Genomic DNA, 18,579 nt, shown 5'->3' with positions numbered 1-18,579 from the left:
GAACATGGAGGGACACCCCTTCCCCTCTCTCCTTGGCGTCGTTGGCGCCATGGCGGTTCTTCTGCTGATCCGGGGCAACTTCCCGCAGGAGTGTTAGGGCGCCGCGGGGACGCCGCGTCGCCCGGGCTCGTTCACCGCTCCACGATCGGCGCGAGCGCCGCGATGATCGCGCGCGAGACCTCCTCGACCGCGCCGCCCCCGTCGACATGGATGACGCGATCCCCCGGCACGAGCTCCTCCGCGCGCCGGTACGCCTCGGCGAGCCGCGCCTGCAGCTCGGTCTGCTCGAACAGCTCCTCCGCCCCCCCGCGGCCGCGGCGGCGCTGCTCGGCGAGCTCCGGCGCCACGTCGATCACCACCGTGACGTCGGGCCTCCGGGCGTGGCGGTTGAGCTCCCGGATCCACCGGAGGATCTCCCCGCGATCCTCCGCTCCGTCGGCCGCCGTCGTCGACTGGTACGCGAGGCTCGACAGGTCGTAGCGGTCCGAGATCACGACGTAGCCGTCCCGGAGGAGCGGCTCGATCTCGGCCCCGAGGTGGTCGAGGCGGTCGGCGGAGAAGAGCAGCGCCATCACCTCGGCCTGCCGGGCGCCCGGCAGCGAGACCCGGTGGGTCAGCATCAGGCGGAGGAGCGCGCCCACGGGCCCGCCGCTCGGCTCGCGCGTGACGTGGACGAGGCGCCGCGCCGCCCTGAGGTGCGCCGCGTAGCGCTCGGCCTGCGTGCTCGTGCCGGCGCCGTCGATGCCCTCGAACACGACGAACGCGCCGCGGCCGGACCCCGCCGAGGGGCGCGACGACGGCGCGGGGAGGTCCTCTGCCGAGCTCCGCGTCATGTCAGCGCCCCCTCCGCCGCGCCCGCGATGGGCGGGGCGTCCTCGCCGAGCACGACGTTGTCGATGAGGCGCGCCGCCCCGAGGCGGATGGCGACGGCCAGGAGCGCCCGGCCGCCGATCTCGGCCTCATCGCTCCAGATCGCCAGCGATCCCGGATCGGCCAGGTCGACGTAATCGATGCTCGACGCGACGGCCGCGAGGCGCGCGCGCGCGGGCCCCAGGAGCGCGGCGGCGCGCCGCTCGCCGCGCGCGAAGGCGCGGCACGCCTCGGTGAGGGCGAGCGGGATGGCGCGCGCCGCGCTCCGCTGCTCGGGCGACAGGTAGGCGTTGCGCGACGACATGGCGAGGCCGTCGGGCTCGCGCACCGTCGTCGCCCCGACGACCTCGACGGGCAGGAACAGATCGGCGGCGAGCCGCCGGATCACCTGGAGCTGCTGGTAGTCCTTCCGGCCGAACACGGCGACGCACGGGCCGGCGAGCGCGAACAGCTTCGTGACCACGGTGGCGACGCCCTCGAAGTGCGCGGGCCGGTGGGCGCCGCACAGCGGGGCGGCGGTCGCGCCGACGCGCACGCGCGTCTCCTCGCCGGGCGGGTACATCGCCGCGGCCTCGGGCGCGAACACCCCGGACGCGCCGGCCTCCCGGCAGGCGGCGAGGTCGCGATCGAGCGTCCGCGGGTAGCGCGCGAGATCCTCGCCCGCGCCGAACTGCGTCGGGTTGACGAAGACGGAGACCGCGACAAAGTCGGCCCTCCGCCGCGCCTCCGCGATCAAGGCGAGGTGTCCTGCGTGGAGCGCGCCCATCGTCGGGACGAGGCCGACGCGGCGTCCGGCCTGCCGCGCGCGCTCGCACGACCGCCTGAGCTCGTCGGGTTGTCGCCAGAATTCCATGGGCCGAACCTACCAGACCTCGGCTAAAATCGGAGCTTCGACCATGGTTGACCTGCCCTCCACCTCCGACGGCGCCCTCGCCACCGGTCACGGCAACGACGCGGAGCCCGCGCACGCGTCCAGGCCCGGCGCCGGCTCGAGCGAGCCGGCCGGCTCGAGGTCCGGGGCGAGCGTCGCGCCCGCGAGCGGCCCGGCGTCGATCCCGCCCGCGAGCGGCCCGGCGTCGATCCCGCCCGCCCCGGCGCCCCTGCCGGCCGAGGGCGATCCGGCGCATTACCTGAACCGGGAGCTCTCGTGGCTCGAGTTCAACGCGCGGGTGCTCGCGGAGGCGAGCTCGCCCGAGGTGCCGCTGTTCGAGCGCCTCAAGTTCCTGGGCATCTTTTTCTCCAACCTCGACGAGTTCTTCATGGTGCGCGTCGCGGGCCTCCAGGCGCAGACGCAGCGCACGATCGCGGAGGTCCCGCCGGACGGGCTCACGCCGCACGAGCAGCTCGTGGCGATCAGCGGGCGGGTTCATGCGCTCGTCGACGAGGCCTACCGGCTGTGGAGCGCGGATCTGATCCCGGCCCTCCAGCGCGCCGGCATCGTGATCGTCCGCCCGGACGAGCTCGAGCCGGCCGAGCTCAGCGCGCTGGATGAGCGGTTCCGTACGGAGATCTTCCCGATCCTCACGCCGCTCGCGATCGATCCGGGGCACCCGTTCCCGCACCTGCGCAACAAGATGATCAACCTCGGGATCATGTTCTCCCGGGAGCACGAGGCGCAGGAGCCGGGCTTCGCGGTCATCCAGGTGCCGCCGATGCTGAGCCGGCTGATGCGGGTCCGCGTGGACGGCGCGGCGCGCGCGTTCGTCCTGCTCGAGGACGTGATCGCCCGGCATGTGAAGGACTTCTTCCCCTCGGGGCGGCTGCGCGGGACGTATCCTTTCCGCGTCACCCGCAACTGGGATCTCGAGATCGACGAGGAAGAGGGCGAGGATCTCCTGGAGACGATCCAGGCGGAGCTCCGCCGGCGCGATCGCGGCAACGCCGTGCGCGTGGAGATCGGCGTCGGCGAGGGGGGGGTGGGCGCCTCGGTCCAGCGGCTCTGCCGCGCGCTCAACGTCGACTCGTCGCTGGCCGTGTACCGGGTGTCGGGGCCGCTCCACATCGCCGACCTCATGGGGATCGTGGCGGACGACGAGCGCCGCGAGTACCGCGACGAGCCGTTCTCGCCGCAGGTCCCGCCCGTGTTCCGGGACGTCGAGGACATCTTCGCCGTCATCCGGGAGCAGGACGTGCTGCTGCATCACCCGTACGAGTCGTTCGACCCCGTCGCCGAGTTCGTCTCCCGCGCGGCCGACGACCCGAACGTCCTCGCGATCAAGCAGACGCTCTACCGGACCGGCGGCGACTCGCCGATCCTGAAGGCGCTCGCGCGCGCGGCCGAGAGCGGGAAGCAGGTGACGGCGATCGTCGAGCTGAAGGCGCGGTTCGACGAGGCGAGCAACATCCAGTGGGCGAGGACGCTCGAGCGGAGCGGCGTGCAGGTCATCTACGGCCTCCTGGGGCTGAAGACGCACGCGAAGGCGCTGCTCGTGGTGCGGCGCGAGAAGGACAGGCTGCGCCGGTACGTGCACCTCTCGACGGGCAACTACAACCCTCAGACCGCGCGGATCTACACGGACATCGGCCTGTTCACGGTGAACCGGGAGATCGGCGAGGACATGACGTCGTTCTTCAACCTGCTGACGGGTTACAGCGCGCCGCCGAAGTGGAACCGCCTCCTGGTGGCGCCGCTCGGCCTGCACGAGGCGGTGCTGGGCTTCATCGCGCGCGAGGCGGCGCACGCGCGGGCGGGGCGCAAGGCGGAGATCGTGGCGCAGATGAACGCGCTCGTGGACGTCGACGTCATCGACGCGCTCTACGCGGCGTCGCAGGCGGGGGTCGACATCAAGCTCGCGGTGCGCGGCATCTGCTGCCTCCGGCCGGGCATCCCGGGGCTCTCGGAGCGGATCCAGGTGCGCGCGGTCATCGACCGCTTCCTCGAGCACAAGCGCCTGTTCCGGTTCGCGAACGGCGGCAACGAGGAGATCTACATGTCGAGCGCGGACTGGATGCCGCGCAACTTCCATCGTCGCGTCGAGGTGATGATCCCGATCCTCGACTCATCCGTCCGCGCGCGCGTGAACGACATCCTGAACACCACGATCTCGGACACGGTGAAGACGTGGGAGCTCGCGAGCGACGGCGGCTATCACAAGCTCGCGCTGAGCCCCGGCGCCCCGGCGGTGCGGTCGCAGCAGCGCTTCATCGAGCTCGCGCGCGAGCGGGTGAAGCTCAGCGATCCGCTGGCGCGCGGCGGCGGGCGGTTCCACATCCTCCGCGTGCCCGTGAGCCCGAGCGACGGGGAGTCGCGCCACCGCAAGACCGCGAAGAAGAAGAAGGGGCTCCCCTGAGGCGAGGGGAGCGCCTCAGAAGCGCACGGTGAGCGCGGCGGACCCGGGGCCGAGCGAGAGCGTGGCCTGGCTCTCCGCCCTGGTCTCCTCGCTCTTGACGGGCACCTTCTTGCCGCCGATGACCCAGAGCGGAATGCCCACGGCGAGCATGATGCCGCCCGCCACGGACACGAGCACGCCGGCGACCTGACGGGGCTCGTCGGTGAGCCGATCGCAGACGCTCGTGTAGCCGCCGTAATCGCAGTAGATCTCGTACCGCTGGCTCGCGGAGGCGAGCAGGGCGGTCCCGGCGAAGAACCCGATGGCGCCGCCTGCGGCGAGCGCGATGCCGCCCACCATCATGCTCGGGCTCCTCCGCTGCATGGAAACGGGGGGCGACGCGGGCGGGAGCTCCGGCGCCGGAGGGTAAGGGTAGTAGCCTGGCGGCGGCGGATAGTAGGCGCCGCCATGGGGAGCGTAGCCGCCCTGGCCATAGGGAGCGTAGCCGCCCTGGCCATAGGGAGCGTAGCCGCCGGGATAGCCCGGCGGCGGGGGGTAGCCTGGCGCAGCCGGCGGAGCGACCCCGGGGCCCGGTGGGGGCGCAGGATAGGGCGGCGCGACGGGGCCGTGAGGCGCGGGCTGGGGCGCGGCGGCGCCCGCGGGCGGCTGCGGCGCGACGGCCGGCGGCGTCGCGGGCGGCTGCGCGGAAGGCTGCTGCGGCGGGGCTGGTTGCGCGACCGCCGTCGTCGCGGCGAGGAGGCCGGCCAGCGCGACGCCGAGCGACAGAGCGCCCGCCCGTCGGCCGGACGGCGGTGAGCTGCGCGGCGTTCGGGCGGCGCCGGACAGAGCGATCAAGCGAAGCATCTCGGACGTCCTTATCATCGCGGCGATCTCGGTCACTCGTAGGGGGTCTCGGCGGGCTTCGAGGCCGGCTCGGGCGTCGGTGCGGGAGGCTTCGTCGCGGGAGGATCCGTCAGATCCGACGGCGGCGCTGCCTCCGGCGGTGCCGCCGCTGGGTCCTCGGCGGTCGCAGGCGTCGCCGGCGGTGCGGCCGCGGCGCGCTGCGTGGCGGCGGCGCTCGCCGCCGGGCGCTGCGTGGCGGCGGCGCTCGCCGCCGGGCGCTGCGCGGCGGCGGCGCTCGCCGCCGGGCGCTGCGCGGCGGCGGCGCTCGCTGCCGGGCGCTGCGCGGCGGCGGCGCTGGCTGCCGGGCGCTGCGCGGCGGCGGCGCTGGCTGCCGGGCGCTGCGTGGCGGCGGCGCTGGCCGGCGCACCCGCGGCCGCTTCGGCCGTGACGATCGTGGGCGGTGACACGTCGACCGGAGGCCCCGGCGGCGCGGCGGGCGTCGCGCTGGTCGGCTCCGGGGCAGCCCGTTGCTGCGACGCCGGCGCCGCGCTCTCGGGCTCGGCCTCCGCGCGCTCCCGGGAGCGGGGAGATTGCGCGGCGTACACGATCACGGCGGCGAGCGCCACGAGGCCCAGGAAGAGCACGAGCGCGCGGTCTCTCCGCGGCTTCTCGTTCCTTTTCGCCCGCGCGCTCCCGCTCCCTCGCGAGCGTGCGGGCTGCGCGCCCCTGGCCGCGCCGGCGCGCGCCGGCGCGGCGAGCGCGGCGTCTCCGCGGCTCGCTGCGCGGTCAGGGCGCGCCCCTGCGGCCCGCTCTGCCGTCGGTGTCGTCCCCGGGTCCCCGCCGTCCGGATGACTCCGGGACGACGGCGCGGGGGCCGCCGTGTCCACGCGGCCCTCGCGGGCCGATGTCGCCGCTGCAACACCCACGCGCGGCGCCTTTCGCCGGCTTTCCTTGCGCTGGGCGCGTGAAAGCTTCTTCGCCACGCAGCGACCGTACCGAACAGCAGCCGGGCCGCCAAGGGCCGCCCGCGGCGTATGCATTCGCCGCTTGCCATGCGTGGGCGTCTCGTTCAGGGTGCGCGGACCGAATCCACCACGAACCGGTGTTGTCCCCGCTTGACATGCACCTGCTCCTGGGTATCCTGCGCGTCCCCATCCCTCAGGGGGAAATCTGCGTCACTATGCCGACCATCAGCCAGCTCATCCGCCAAGGCCGCGAGGCCGCCCGCTACAAGACGGCCTCTCCTGCGCTCAAGTCCTGCCCGCAGCGGCGAGGCGTGTGCGTCCGCGTCTATACCACGACGCCCAAGAAGCCTAACTCGGCGCTCCGCAAGGTGTGCCGCGTCAGGCTGAGCAATCAGATGGAAGTGACGAGCTACATCCCGGGCGAGGGGCACAACCTGCAGGAGCACTCGGTCGTCCTCATCCGGGGCGGCCGCGTGAAGGACCTGCCGGGCGTCCGCTACCACGTCGTCCGTGGCACGCTCGACGCGTCCGGCGCTGCCGGGCCCAGCTCCACCAACAAGGCGAACCGCAACCGCAAGCGCTCGAAGTACGGCGTGAAGCGCCCCAAGGCCTGATCGGGCGCCCAGCCGAGCAGAGGAACGAAGATGCCCCGTCGTCGCGAAGTCCCGAAGCGGAAGATCATTCCGGACCCGAAGTACAAGGACAAGCTCGTCGCCAAGTTCACGAACTCCCTGATGCTGTCGGGCAAGAAGGCGACTGCCGAGGGGATCCTCTACGGTGCGTTCGACATCGTGCGCGACCGCTTCAAGGAGGAGCCGATCGACGTCTTCCGGAAGGCGCTCGACAACGTGAAGCCGAAGCTCGAGGTCAAGAGCCGGCGCGTCGGCGGCGCGACCTATCAGGTCCCCGTCGAGGTCCGGCCCGAGCGGCGCGTCGCGCTGGCGATGCGCTGGCTCGTGACCTACTCGCGCGGCCGCGGCGAGAAGACGATGCGCGAGCGGCTCGCCGCCGAGCTCGTCGACGCGGCGCAGAACCGCGGCAACGCGGTCAAGAAGCGCGACGACACGCACAAGATGGCCGAGGCCAACAAGGCCTTCGCTCACTATCGATGGTAGGTCGCGAGCGCGCCAGCGCAGATCCAGGGTCTGCGCTGGCTCGTTCATTTCACGTCCCACCGCCCAGGCGAGGAAACGCGTAGAGCGAGATGGCAACGTCGACATAAGGATCGGGTTACAGGGCCGATCTCGAGGGAGCGCGATGGCGCTCCGCTTCGTGATCCAAAGAGCTGCTGCTGTACCCCGACACCCTCTCCAGGTTCAAGCGCACGCCACACGGAGGCGGGCCGGGCTGGAGAGGGTGTTTTGCATCCTGAGACCGAAACGCTCACCCCACGCATCGCACCAACGGAGAAGGAACAGTGGCACGCGAGTACAGCCTGGAACGGACGCGCAACATCGGGATCATGGCCCACATCGACGCGGGCAAGACGACCTGCTCGGAGCGCATCCTTTATTACTCGGGTGTCAACTACAAGCTCGGTGAGGTCCACGAGGGCGCGGCCACGATGGACTGGATGGTCCAGGAGCAGGAGCGCGGCATCACCATCACGTCCGCAGCGACGAACTGCTTCTGGTCTCCGGAGCAGGGGCCCCAGAAGGGCGTCTCCCACCGGATCAACATCATCGACACGCCCGGGCACGTCGACTTCACCATCGAGGTCGAGCGCTGCCTGCGCGTGCTCGACGGCGCGGTGGCGGTGTTCGACGGCGGCAACGGCGTCGAGCCGCAGAGCGAGACGGTCTGGCGCCAGGCGGACAAGTACGGGGTCCCGCGGATCGCGTTCATCAACAAGATGGACAAGGTGGGCGCCGACTTCGACATGTGCGTCGACTCCATCCGCGAGCGGCTCGGCGCGAACCCCGTGGCCATCCACTATCCGCTCGGCGCCGAGGACTCGTTCCGGGGCGTCATCGACCTCGTGACGATGCGGGCCGCCGTCTTCGACGAGGAGACGAAGGGCCAGCGCTACGAGTGGACGGCGATCCCGGACGATCTCCTGCCGCGCTGCAAGGAGCTCAGGGAGAAGCTCGTCGAGGCGTGCGCCGACTCGAGCGACCAGGTGATGGAGAAGTTCATCGCCGGGGACGTCGACCAGATCACCGAGGAGGAGATCCACGCCGCGCTCCGCGCGGGCACCCTGGGCTTCAAGATCGTCCCGGTCCTGTGCGGCTCGGCCTTCAAGAACAAGGGGATCCAGCTCCTGCTCGACAGCGTGGTGAACTACCTGCCGTCACCGGTCGACATCCCGGCCATCGAGGGGACGCTGCCCGACAACAAGGACAAGGTCGTCTCGCGCAAGACGAGCGATGACGAGCCGTTCGCGGCGCTGGCGTTCAAGATCATGAACGATCAGTTCGGCAACCTCACCTTCTTCCGCGTCTACTCCGGCACGACGAGGAGCGGCGTCAGCGTGCTCAACTCGACGCGCGGGAAGAGGGAGCGGTTCGGCCGCATCCTCCGGATGCACGCGAACAAGCGCGAGGAGATCGACGTCTGCTACGCGGGCAACATCTACGCGGCCGTCGGCCTCCGCGACACCCGTACCGGGGACACGCTCTGCGAGGAGAAGCACCCGATCGTGCTGGAGCGGATGGAGTTCCCCGACCCCGTGATCTCCATCGCGATCGAGCCGAAGACCAAGGCCGACCTCGACAAGCTCGGGGTCAGCCTGCAGAAGCTCGCCTACGAGGACCCGTCGTTCCGCACCTACACGAACGAGGACACGGGGCAGACGATCATCGCCGGGATGGGCGAGCTCCACCTCGAGATCATCGTCGACCGCCTGAAGCGCGAGTTCAGGGTCGACGCCAACGTCGGCAAGCCCGAGGTCGCCTACCGCGAGACCATCTCGAAGAAGGCGGCGGACGTGGAGGGCCGCTTCGTCCGGCAGTCGGGCGGGCACGGCCAGTTCGGTCACGTGAAGATCGACATGGAGCCCGCCGAGCGCGGCGCCGGCTTCGTGTTCGAGAACGATATCGTCGGCGGCGTCATCCCGAAGGAGTTCATCCCGTCGATCGAGAAGGGCATCCGGGAGGCGATGGGCCGCGGCGTGCTCGCGGGCTACCCCGTCGTCGACATCAAGGTCCGGCTCCACTTCGGCAGCTACCACGAGGTGGACTCCTCGGGCCCCGCGTTCGAGGTCGCCGCGTCGATGGCCTTCCAGGACGGCGCCAAGAAGGCGGGCCTCGTGCTCCTCGAGCCGATCATGGCCGTCGAGGTCGTGTCGCCCGAGAACTACCTCGGCGACGTCATCGGCGACCTGAACGCACGACGCGGCCGCATCCTCGACATGGGACAGCGCGCGAACACCCGGGTGATCCGCGCAGAGGTCCCGCTCGCCACCATGTTCGGTTACGCGACCGACGTCCGTTCCAAGACGCAGGGCCGCGCGACCCATTCGATGCAGTTCTCTCATTACGCACCGGTCCCAGCAGCGATCCAGGAAGAGATCGTCGCGAAGCAGCGAGGTTAGAAATACGCCATGGCCAAGGAGAAATTCACTCGTACGAAGCCGCACGTGAACGTGGGCACCATCGGTCACATCGACCACGGCAAGACCACGCTCACGGCGGCGCTCGTCAAGGTGCAGTCGAAGCGCCAGCTGGCGAAGGCGATCTCGTACGCCGACATCGCGAAGGGCGGGACGGTCCGTGACGAGACCAAGACGGTGACCATCGCGGCCGCGCACGTGGAGTACGAGTCGGAGAAGCGCCACTACGCGCACGTCGACTGCCCCGGGCACGCCGACTACATCAAGAACATGATCACGGGCGCGGCGCAGATGGACGGCGCGATCCTGGTCGTGTCGGCGCTCGACAGCGTGATGCCGCAGACGCGCGAGCACGTGCTGCTCGCCCGGCAGGTCGGCCTGAACCACATCGTCGTGTTCCTGAACAAGTGCGACGCGGTGGACGACCCGGAGATGCTGGACCTGGTCGAGATGGAGGTCCGCGAGCTCCTGTCGAAGTACAAGTTCGACGGCGACAACGCGCCGGTCGTCCGCGGGGCGTCGCTGCCGGCGCTGCAGGGCGACCCGAAGTGGGAGGAGACGATCCAAGAGCTCCTCAACGCGCTGGACAGCTACATCCCCGAGCCGGTGCGCGACATCGACAAGCCGTTCCTGATGGCGGTCGAGGACGTGTTCTCGATCAAGGGCCGCGGCACGGTGGCCACGGGCCGCATCGAGCGCGGCGTGATCAAGGTCGGCGACGAGGTGCAGATCATCGGCTTCAAGGACACGAAGAAGTCGGTCGTGACCGGCGTCGAGATGTTCCGGAAGCTGCTCGATCAGGGGCAGGCGGGCGACAACGTCGGCTGCCTCCTGCGCGGCGTCGAGAAGGAGGAGATCGAGCGCGGCCAGGTGCTGGCGAAGCCCGGGTCGATCACGCCGCACACGAAGTTCACCGGCGAGGTGTACGTCCTCAAGAAGGAGGAGGGCGGGCGCCATACGCCGTTCTTCACCAACTACCGGCCGCAGTTCTACATCCGGACCACGGATGTGACCGGCACGGTGAACCTGCCCGAGGGGGTGAAGATGGTGATGCCGGGCGACAACATCACGATGACGATCGAGCTCATCGCGCCGGTCGCGCTGGAGGAGCAGATGCGCTTCGCCATCCGCGAGGGCGGCAAGACCGTGGGCGCGGGCGTCGTCACCAAGATCCTCGCGTAGGAAGAGCACCATGGCTGATACAACCAAGATCCGGATTCGCCTCAAGGCCTTCGACCACCAGCTTCTCGACAAGTCGACGAGCGACATCGTCGAGACGGCGAAGCGGACCGGGGCGCACGTCGCGGGACCGATCCCGCTGCCCACCGAGATCCGGCGCTACACGGTGCTGCGGGGGCCCCACGTCGACAAGAAGTCGCGCGAGCAGTTCGAGATCCGGACGCACAAGCGGCTTCTCGACATCATCGAGCCGACTCAGCAGACCCTCGACGCGCTGATGAAGCTCGACCTTTCGGCCGGCGTCGACGTCGAGATCAAGAGCTAGGAGTCCAGGGACCATGAAGGTTACCGTTTACAACCTCAAGCGGGAGCAGGTCGGCGAGCTCGACCTCTCGGACGAGGTCTTCGGGACCGAGGTGAAGGAGCACCTCTTCTACGAGGTGGTGAAGGCGCAGCTCGCGTCCCGCCGCGCAGGCACCAAGGCCACGAAGGAGCGGAGCGCGGTCGCCGGCTCCTCGAAGAAGCTCTATCGCCAGAAGGGCACCGGCCGGGCCCGTCAGGGCTCGATCCGCGCGCCGCACCACGCGGGCGGCGGCATGGCCCACGCCCTGGAGCCGAAGGACTGGTCGTACCGTCCGCCGCGCAAGGTGCGCATCGGCGCCCTGAAGAGCGCGCTCTCCCTGTTCGCCAAGGAGGGCAGGCTCATCGTGCTCGAGAGCCTGGAGGTCCCCGAGATCAAGACCAAGGCGATCGCCGCGACGCTCTCGACGCTGCAGGCGGATCGGAAGTCGCTCGTCGTCGACACGGCGGGGAACGAGAAGCTGGTGAAGAGCCTCCGCAACCTGGAGAATCACCAGTACTTGCCGCCGGAGGGGGTCAACGTCTACGACCTCCTCAGGCACGACCACCTCATCGTCTCGAAGGATGCCGCCAAGGCGCTCGAGGCGCGTTGCCTTCGCTAGTCAGGGGAGACCGCCATGCAGCCCGAGCAGATCATCCGCCGGCCCATCATCCTCACGGAGAAGTCGAGCCGGCTCCGCGACCAAGGCAACAAGGTCATTTTTGAGGTTCGCCGCGAGGCGAACAAGATCCAGATCAAGGACGCCATCCAGACGCTCTTCAAGGTGGGCGTGGTGGATGTGAACACCCTGATCATGCGCGGCAAGGAAAAGCGTATGGGGCGCGGCTACGCGAAGCTGCGCAATTGGAAGAAGGCGATCGTCACCCTCAAGGAGGGCGACGAGATCCAGTTCTTCGACGAGAAGGCGGAATAGCCATGGGAATCAGATCCTTCAAGCCGACCTCGCCCGCGCGGCGCTTCTACTCGGTCAGCGACTTCAAGGACATCACGAAGACGGAGCCCGAACGGTCGCTCCTCGAGCAGCAGACGTCGACCGGCGGCCGGAACAACAACGGCCGGATCACGTCGCGGTTCCGCGGCGGCGGCCACAAGCAGCGCTACCGGGTCATCGACTTCCGGCGTGACAAGATCGGTGTCCCGGCGAAGGTCGCGGCGATCGAGTACGATCCGAACCGGACGGCGCGGATCGCGCTCTTGCACTACGTGGACGGCGAGAAGCGCTACATCCTCGCGCCCGACGGGCTCGCGGTGGGCGCGACGCTGCTCGCGAGCCGGAACGCGGACATCAAGCCGGGCAACAGCCTGACCCTGCGCTTCATCCCGCCGGGCACCTCGATCCACAACGTCGAGGTCAAGAAGGGCAAGGGCGGTCAGCTCGTGCGCTCCGCCGGCGTCGCCGCTCAGCTCATGGCGAAGGACGGCGACTACGCGCAGGTGCGCCTGCCGAGCGGCGAGATCCGCAAGGTGCACCTCGATTGCCGCGCCACGATCGGGCAGGTGTCGAACTCCGAGCACGCGAACATCAGCCTCGGCAAGGCCGGGCGCTCGCGCTGGCTCGGGCGCCGCCCGCACAACCGCGGCGTCACGATGAACCCGGTCGACCATCCGATGGGCGGTGGCGAGGGCCGGACGAGCGGCGGGCGTCATCCGTGCTCGCCGTGGGGGCAGCTCGCCAAGGGCCTCAAGACACGCAACAACAAGCGCACCGACGCCATGATCGTCCGGCGGCGCGGGACCAAGGGTTAGTCATGCCGAGGAGCATCAAGAAAGGGCCCTTCATCGACGGTCACCTGCTGGAGAAGATCCAGGCGGCCCAGGCGACCAACGCCAAGAAGGTCATCAAGACGTGGTCGCGCCGCTCGACGATCCTGCCCGAGTCGGTCGGCCTGACCTTCGCCGTGCACAACGGGAGGAAGTTCGTCCCGGTGTTCGTGACCGAGAACATGGTCGGCCACAAGCTGGGCGAGTTCGCGCCGACGCGCACGTTCCACGGCCACTCCGGGGACAAGAAGGCCAAGGTCGGCAAGGGCCCCGGCGGTCGCTGATCGCTCGCGGTCCACGCGGTAGCACCCAGCCCGGGCGGGCGGGCTCGCAGCAGCGAGCCCGCCCGTTCGCTTTTCAGCGCGCTGGCCACCGACAATGTCGAGATGGGCCCGTGTCCGGAGCGGGCGACCGCCGCTCTAGAACGTCGTGCGGAAGCCGGTGAACCCCGGGCCGATGACCAACTGCTGCGAGGCCGTCGCGCCGGAGGCCCCGCCGGCGCCCTCGCCGGAGAGGCTCAGGATGAACAGCGTCGTGCCCGCGACGAGCCCAAGCGCGCCGATCGCGAAGCCGACGTTCGCGACCGTCTTCTGGGTCTTGCCCGCGTCGACGTCGTCCTGGCGATCGGGAGGACACGGTCCACCGCAGCTCTCGGCGAGATCGCTGTAGGTGCTGTTCGCCATCAGCCCGGCGACGGTGAACATGGCGAGCCCCGCCACCCCGACGCCGCCGGCCGCATACGCGTAGGGACGCAGGTGCGCCCGCTCGCCCGGCACCTCCGGCGCGAGCGCGTCACCGCCCTCGCCCGGGAGCGGGGCGGAGGCGCCGGCGTCCGCGATCGGGGCGTTCGTCTCGGCGTCGAGGGAGAGCGTCTTCGCCTCTCCCGTCGACAGCTCGACGCCGTGCACGCCGGAGCTGGTCCTTGTGCGCAGCACGATCTGGACCTTGCCGGGCTTCACCGGGAACGGCTTGCCCCATCGCGCGCGGGGGATTTCCCTGCCGGCGATCGTCAGCGAGGTGGCCAGCTCCGGGTGCACCACCGTGACGTTCACGAGCCCGATCCTGGGAGCGAGCTCGTCCCGCTCCAGCTGCGCCGTCTGCTCCGTCCTCGCGTACCGCGGCTCGGCCTTCGCCCGGGCCGCGGCCTCCTCCGCGACGTGCTCGAACTCCAGGTACGCCTCGGTCAGGTCGCCCAGCTCGACGAGGCAGCGCGCGATGTAGAGGCGGGAGTTCGGGCTCGCCACCGCGGCGTACGAGGCCCGGAACTGCTGCAATGCGAGCGCGTATCGCTCGCTGTCGAAGAGGGCCGTGCCCTTCTTGAACAGCGCCTGCGCCTTCTCCACGGCGTCCGGCGACGGCGTCGCCGCGGCGTCGCCCGCGGCCGCCGCGGGCCCGGAGAGCGCGCACACGCAGAGGCAGGAAGCCGCACCGAAGAGCAACGCACGGAGCCAGGGTCGAGGTCGCACGATGTTCAGATACCCGAGGGGTTGTACTTCTTCTTGGTGGTGGTCGTCGCCTTGCCGGTCGAGGAAGGCTTGGGCGCGGGCCTCGTCGACGTGGAGACCGCCCGGGCGCGCGACGTCGACGGCGGGCGCGGCGTCGCAGCAGGCCGCGGCGTCGCAGCAGGCCGCGGCGCCGCCGTGACCGGCGCCCTCGCCGCCGGGGAAACCTGCGGCGCCTCCGCCGGAGACGTCGCAGGCTGCTGCGCCTCCGCAGAAGGCGCCGCCGATGGCTGGGTCTCGTCGGGCGGCGGGGACGGGGGCTGCGCGGCCTGCGGGGGCTCGACGGGCGCCGGGCTCGCGGGCGTGGTGGCCTCCACGACGCCCGTGTCCGCGGCGGGCGCCGCGGTCGCGGGCAGCGCCTCGACGCGCGATTTGCCGAGCGCCGGGGCATGCTCGTCGCCGCTGCGCACGACCAGCGCGAAGGCGAGGAGCGCGACGCAGAACGTCGCCGCGCCGGCGACGATGAGCTGAAGCCGCTTGCGCCGCTGCCCTGTCTCGTACGACCTGTCGACCGCGGTGACCTCGCCGACGTCGTTGGCCAGGCTCCGGGGACCGCCCCTCGCGAAGCGCGCGGCGAGCGCGGCCCTCGCGGCGGGAGGATCCGCCGCGGCGAGCACCTTGGTGGGGGGCACCCCTGCTGCCGGAAGGACCCGTGGGGCGGACGCGCCGAGCAGCTTGCCCTCGCGCGCGGAGGGCCGCGAGCTCGACGGGGCCCGCGCCTCCTCGGGCGGGAGGTCCGCCTGCACCGACGGCGCCAGGATGAGGCGCGGCGGGGCCTCGACAGGCTGCGCCGGCACGGCGATCTCCTCGAACGAGATCGGCGGGCCGTCCTCTTCGGGCCCCGCGGTCGAGGTGGCCGCCGCCGCGCTCGCGGCCGGGCCTACGCCGGTCGGCGCGGGCTTCGCGGACGCGGGGGCGCCCCCGCGGACCGAGGCCGGGATGGCGTCGGCGGCCGCGATCTGGCCGTCGGCGAGCAAGCCCGGGCGGGGCTCCGAGTTCACGGCCGCGCCGGCGTCGACGGCCGCGATCGCGTCGCGGAGCTCCTGCGCGCGCCTCGCCTGGGTCTCGCCGATCGCCTTCCGCACGAAGGCCGCCACGTCCTCGTCGGTCGTGGGCTCGCCCAGGATCGACGCCACCTGATCGATGGCCCGCTGCATCTCGGCGCACGTCGCGAAGCGGTTCTCGCGATCCTTCTCGAGCGCCTTGAGGATGATCCTCTCGAACTCGGGGTGGATCGCGCCGTTCAGCTCGCGCGGGGGGAGCGGGTTCTTGATGGTGATGTTCTCCACCGTCGAGAGCTCGGTCTCGGCGCGGAACGGGTGCAGCCCGGTCGTGAGCACGTACAGCAGCGCTCCGAGCGAGAAGATGTCGCTCCGGCGATCGATGGGGAGCCCGCCGAGCTGCTCCGGCGAGAGGTACGGCGTCTTGCCCTTGATGACGCCGCCGGCGCGCGTGACGTGCAGGCGTCCCTTCGACTTCGCCACGCCGAAGTCGACGATCTTCACGAACCCGGCGGTCGAGATGAGCACGTTCGCCGGCGAGATGTCGCGGTGGACCAGATCGAGCAGCGCGCCGGTGTCGTCGCGGAGCTCGTGCGCGTTGTGGAGGCCCGCGCAGATCTGCGAGGCGATGCGGAGCACGAGCCGCTGCGGGATGCCCCCGAGCGGCTTCGCGGCCCGCTGCAGCGTGCCGGCCGTCTCGCCGTCGACCCACTCCATGACGATGTAGAGGACGTCGTCCTCCTCGCCGAGATCGAGGATCTCGACCACGTTGGGGTGGCGGACCCGCGCCGCGACCCGCGCTTCGTCGAGGAACATCGACTCGAAGTCGGGGTCGTCGGAGACGTCGGGCAGCATCGTCTTGATGGCGACGATCTTCTGGAAGCCGCGGGTGCCCTGGAGGCGCGCGGCCCACACGGACGCCATGCCCCCCTTGGCGACCGGCATCAGGATCTCGTAACGGCCGAGCGTGCTGCCCGGACCCAGGCGATCCACGGCGGACGCCGCGCGGCCCCACTGCTTCGTCAGCCCCTGCAGCCCGGTTGGCGTGAGGGCTGTCCTGCTGGAGGCCGGCGACGGCTCGGACCCGTGCGCGCCGTTGTGCGGGCCGGGCGAGGCCGGGGCGCGCGGCGTGGCTGGCGCCGGCGCCGCCGCGGCCGCGACGGGCGGCGCGTGCGGCGTGGCCGCCGCGGCCGCGGGCGCGACGGGCGGCGCGTGCGGCGTGGCCGCCGCGGGCGCAGCGACCGCGCGCGCCGGCGGCGCGGGGGCCCGGGGCGTCGCAGGCGGCGACGTCGGCGCCACGGGCGCGCGCGGCGTCACAGGGCTCGGCGGCGGGGTCGCGGGCGCCGCGCCAGCCGCCGGCGCGGCGGCGCTCTTGCCCGGATCCTCGGACCGGGGCGGAAGCGGCGCCCGCGGCGGCGCCGGCCGCTGCGGCGGCCTCGGGAGCGGCGCGCGCGGCACCGGCGTCGGCCGCTTCGGCGCCATGCCCTCGGCCGGTGTCCGCGTCGACCTCGGCGCGGTCGCGCTCGGCGCCACGGCCGCCGTCGCGGGGCTCGCCGCAGCGGCGCGGCTCTCGGTCCGCTCGCTCGGCGGCCCGATCCGCGGCAGCGTCTCGGTCGGCGGCCGCGTCGCGGGCAGGCGGGCCGGGGCTTCGACCTCCGCGCCCCAGGCGGTGTCGATGTCGGCGTGGTCCGCCCCGGCGCCCGCCGGCGCGGCGCCGTTCGATGCGCCTGCGCCCGCTCCCGGCCTGGCCGCCGCGCCGTTCTTCGGCGCGGTTGCGTCCTTCGGCGCGCTCGCGCCGCTCGACGGGCGGAGCTGGCTGGCGACGACCGCGCCGCCCGCGGCGGTCTGCAGGCCCGCCGGCGCGGCCGGCGCGCGCGGGCGCGGGGACGGCGCGGTGATCGCGTGCCGCGAGGCGTCTCCGCGGGGCGACGGTGTGGCCTCGGGGACGGGCAGCGCCACGCCCACGAGCGTCATGCCACGCGTGCGAGGTGGCCGCGGCGTCGGCCACGCTTCGGCCGCGCCGCCGGCGCTCGCCATGGCGGCCGCGATCATGGCCCTGCGCGGCGCGATCGTCTTGCCGGCCAGCCGGAGCACCGTCGCGGTCACGTCGTCCGCCCCGGCGATCTGCCCTGCGCCCGCGGCCTCCAGCGCCGCGAGCATCGCGGACGCGCTCTCGAAGCGGAGCGCGGGATCGCGCTCGAGCGCGGTCCTCACGACCTCGGCGACCTGGGCGGGGATGGCGCCCCCGGCGAGGCCCGCGAGCGACGGGATGGGCGCCGTCTGCACCTTCTGGATGACCGCGGTCTCCAGCTTCGACGAGAACAGCCGCTGCCGCGAGAGCAGCTCCCACAGGATCACGCCGACCGAGAAGAGATCGGCGCGCGGATCGAGCGGCGCCGCCGTGTGCGTCGCCATCGCCTTGACCCGCTCCGGCGCGGCGTAGGCCAGCCGATCGGGGTTCCGCGTGCCCATGGGCGCGAGCCCGGCGATCGCCCTCGCGACGCCGAGCCCGCCCACCCGCGCGATGCCATCGGTGCCGAGGGAGACATGGGTCGGGTTCAGCTCGCCGTGCACGACCGGCACAGGCTCGGCCGCGTGAGCGGACACGAGCGCCCGCAGCACGTCCACGCCGACGCGGAGCGCGACCGGGAGCGGCAGCCCCTCGGCGCCGGCCGCTGACACCAGCGCGCCGAGCTGCTCCCCCTCGACGTATTCCGACACGATGAAAACCTCACCGTCGGCGGTGCGCGCGTCGAGCACCGAGAGCACGGTCGGGAAGCGGATCCGCTGCGCGATCGCCGCCTCGCGGAGGATGGCGTCAGCGGTCTCGGCCTTCTTCGTGAGGTGCCTGTAGATGCGCAGGATCGTGACAGGCGCCTCGCCCTTCGCCTCCGCGTCGGAGGACGCCCGCGCGAGCCATGTGGACCCGATGCCTCCGCCGGAGAGCTCTTTCAGCAGCTCATAATTGCCGAGTCGCGAAGCAGAGCCCGCACCGGGCGGCCTGTCGAGCGCCATGGGACGTTCATGCTACCAGGACGGTAGAAGCTGGATCCAGCGTTCGCGGCCGATTACACGGTGCGCGTCGACATATCCGGCGCGCCCCGTCAGGCGTGCCTCGCACGCGGCGCTCACGCGTCGCCCGAGCGCGCTCAGGGCGCTCCGGCCGGCGCCGCGCGCGCGAGGGCTTTCCGCCGTCCACGACGATGATCGCGGGCTCCTCCGCGGCTCGCACAGGTGCTCGAGTGTATGGATCTCGGCGCGGTGCGGTGCGGGTTACC

At 71.8% G+C, this 18,579-nt stretch carries 16 protein-coding genes; 10 read left to right on the top strand and 6 right to left on the bottom strand.

All coding sequences use genetic code 11. The features are described 5' to 3' along the window. Positions 1–131: 131 nt before the first annotated feature. Together tmk and panC are read right to left on the bottom strand one after the other, a co-directional pair. Positions 132–833 carry a dTMP kinase gene (gene tmk, locus WMF31_RS32290; protein WP_436605624.1) on the bottom strand — a complete coding sequence of 234 codons (702 nt, stop codon included), beginning with the start codon at positions 831–833 and terminating at the stop codon, positions 132–134. After that, positions 830–1,723, bottom strand: a complete 894-nt coding sequence (panC, locus tag WMF31_RS32285; RefSeq protein ID WP_436605623.1) for a pantoate--beta-alanine ligase — start codon at positions 1,721–1,723, stop codon at positions 830–832. Before panC ends, tmk begins: the two co-directional genes overlap by 4 nt. Positions 1,724–1,766: 43 nt before the next feature. Between panC and ppk1 the strand changes: the two genes are divergently transcribed. Next, positions 1,767–4,160 (top strand): polyphosphate kinase 1, encoded by a 2,394-nt coding sequence (gene ppk1, locus WMF31_RS32280; protein ID WP_436605622.1) that lies wholly within the window; start codon positions 1,767–1,769, stop codon positions 4,158–4,160. 15 nt (positions 4,161–4,175) lie between these two features. Here ppk1 and WMF31_RS32275 read toward each other — a convergent pair whose 3' ends face one another. Continuing rightward, entirely contained in the window at positions 4,176–5,003 is an 828-nt protein-coding gene (locus WMF31_RS32275; RefSeq protein WP_129345488.1) for a hypothetical protein, read from the bottom strand. Between the two features lie 32 nt (positions 5,004–5,035). Then, positions 5,036–5,626, bottom strand: a complete 591-nt coding sequence (locus tag WMF31_RS32270) for a hypothetical protein (RefSeq protein ID WP_436605621.1) — start codon at positions 5,624–5,626, stop codon at positions 5,036–5,038. Positions 5,627–6,162: 536 nt separating this feature from the next. On the opposite strand from WMF31_RS32270, the gene rpsL reads away from it, so the two are divergent. From rpsL to rpsS, 9 genes are all read left to right on the top strand, one after another. Then, a complete protein-coding gene (rpsL, locus tag WMF31_RS32265; RefSeq protein ID WP_129356460.1) occupies positions 6,163–6,561 on the top strand; it encodes a 30S ribosomal protein S12 in 399 nt (132 codons plus the stop codon). A gap of 30 nt (positions 6,562–6,591) precedes the next feature. Next, positions 6,592–7,062 (top strand): 30S ribosomal protein S7, encoded by a 471-nt coding sequence (gene rpsG / locus WMF31_RS32260; protein ID WP_129345492.1) that lies wholly within the window; start codon positions 6,592–6,594, stop codon positions 7,060–7,062. A 302-nt stretch (positions 7,063–7,364) separates the two neighbouring features. After that, the gene (gene fusA, locus WMF31_RS32255; RefSeq protein WP_436605620.1) at positions 7,365–9,479 is read left to right on the top strand and encodes an elongation factor G; all 2,115 of its coding nucleotides are present in this window, start codon (positions 7,365–7,367) and stop codon (positions 9,477–9,479) included. Between the two features lie 9 nt (positions 9,480–9,488). Next, the gene (tuf, locus tag WMF31_RS32250) at positions 9,489–10,679 is read left to right on the top strand and encodes an elongation factor Tu (protein WP_129345496.1); all 1,191 of its coding nucleotides are present in this window, start codon (positions 9,489–9,491) and stop codon (positions 10,677–10,679) included. Positions 10,680–10,689: 10 nt separating this feature from the next. Further along, positions 10,690–11,001, top strand: a complete 312-nt coding sequence (gene rpsJ / locus WMF31_RS32245; protein ID WP_012233476.1) for a 30S ribosomal protein S10 — start codon at positions 10,690–10,692, stop codon at positions 10,999–11,001. A gap of 13 nt (positions 11,002–11,014) precedes the next feature. Continuing rightward, positions 11,015–11,638 (top strand): 50S ribosomal protein L4, encoded by a 624-nt coding sequence (gene rplD / locus WMF31_RS32240; protein ID WP_129345498.1) that lies wholly within the window; start codon positions 11,015–11,017, stop codon positions 11,636–11,638. A gap of 15 nt (positions 11,639–11,653) precedes the next feature. Beyond that, positions 11,654–11,950: a 50S ribosomal protein L23 gene (locus WMF31_RS32235; RefSeq protein WP_129345500.1), complete on the top strand. Its 297-nt coding sequence runs from the start codon at positions 11,654–11,656 to the stop codon at positions 11,948–11,950. Positions 11,951–11,952: 2 nt separating this feature from the next. Beyond that, complete coding sequence (gene rplB / locus WMF31_RS32230; protein ID WP_129345502.1) at positions 11,953–12,783, top strand: 50S ribosomal protein L2; 831 nt, start codon at positions 11,953–11,955, stop codon at positions 12,781–12,783. A 2-nt stretch (positions 12,784–12,785) separates the two neighbouring features. Next, entirely contained in the window at positions 12,786–13,082 is a 297-nt protein-coding gene (gene rpsS / locus WMF31_RS32225) for a 30S ribosomal protein S19 (RefSeq protein WP_129345504.1), read from the top strand. Positions 13,083–13,217: 135 nt separating this feature from the next. Here rpsS and WMF31_RS32220 read toward each other — a convergent pair whose 3' ends face one another. Both WMF31_RS32220 and WMF31_RS32215 read right to left on the bottom strand, forming a co-directional pair. Beyond that, on the bottom strand, positions 13,218–14,264 hold the full coding sequence (locus tag WMF31_RS32220; RefSeq protein WP_436605619.1) for a tetratricopeptide repeat protein: 1,047 nt from the start codon (positions 14,262–14,264) through the stop codon (positions 13,218–13,220). A 5-nt stretch (positions 14,265–14,269) separates the two neighbouring features. Then, on the bottom strand, positions 14,270–18,316 hold the full coding sequence (locus WMF31_RS32215; RefSeq protein WP_436605618.1) for a protein kinase domain-containing protein: 4,047 nt from the start codon (positions 18,314–18,316) through the stop codon (positions 14,270–14,272). Positions 18,317–18,579: the final 263 nt, after the last annotated feature.

Source organism: Sorangium sp. So ce1036 (assembly GCF_051369805.1).
In the GTDB taxonomy this organism is placed as follows: domain Bacteria; phylum Myxococcota_A; class Polyangia; order Polyangiales; family Polyangiaceae; genus Sorangium; species Sorangium cellulosum_F.
The sequence above is the reverse complement of the archived record's forward strand: the minus strand, read 5'-3'. Positions and strand labels throughout refer to the sequence as shown.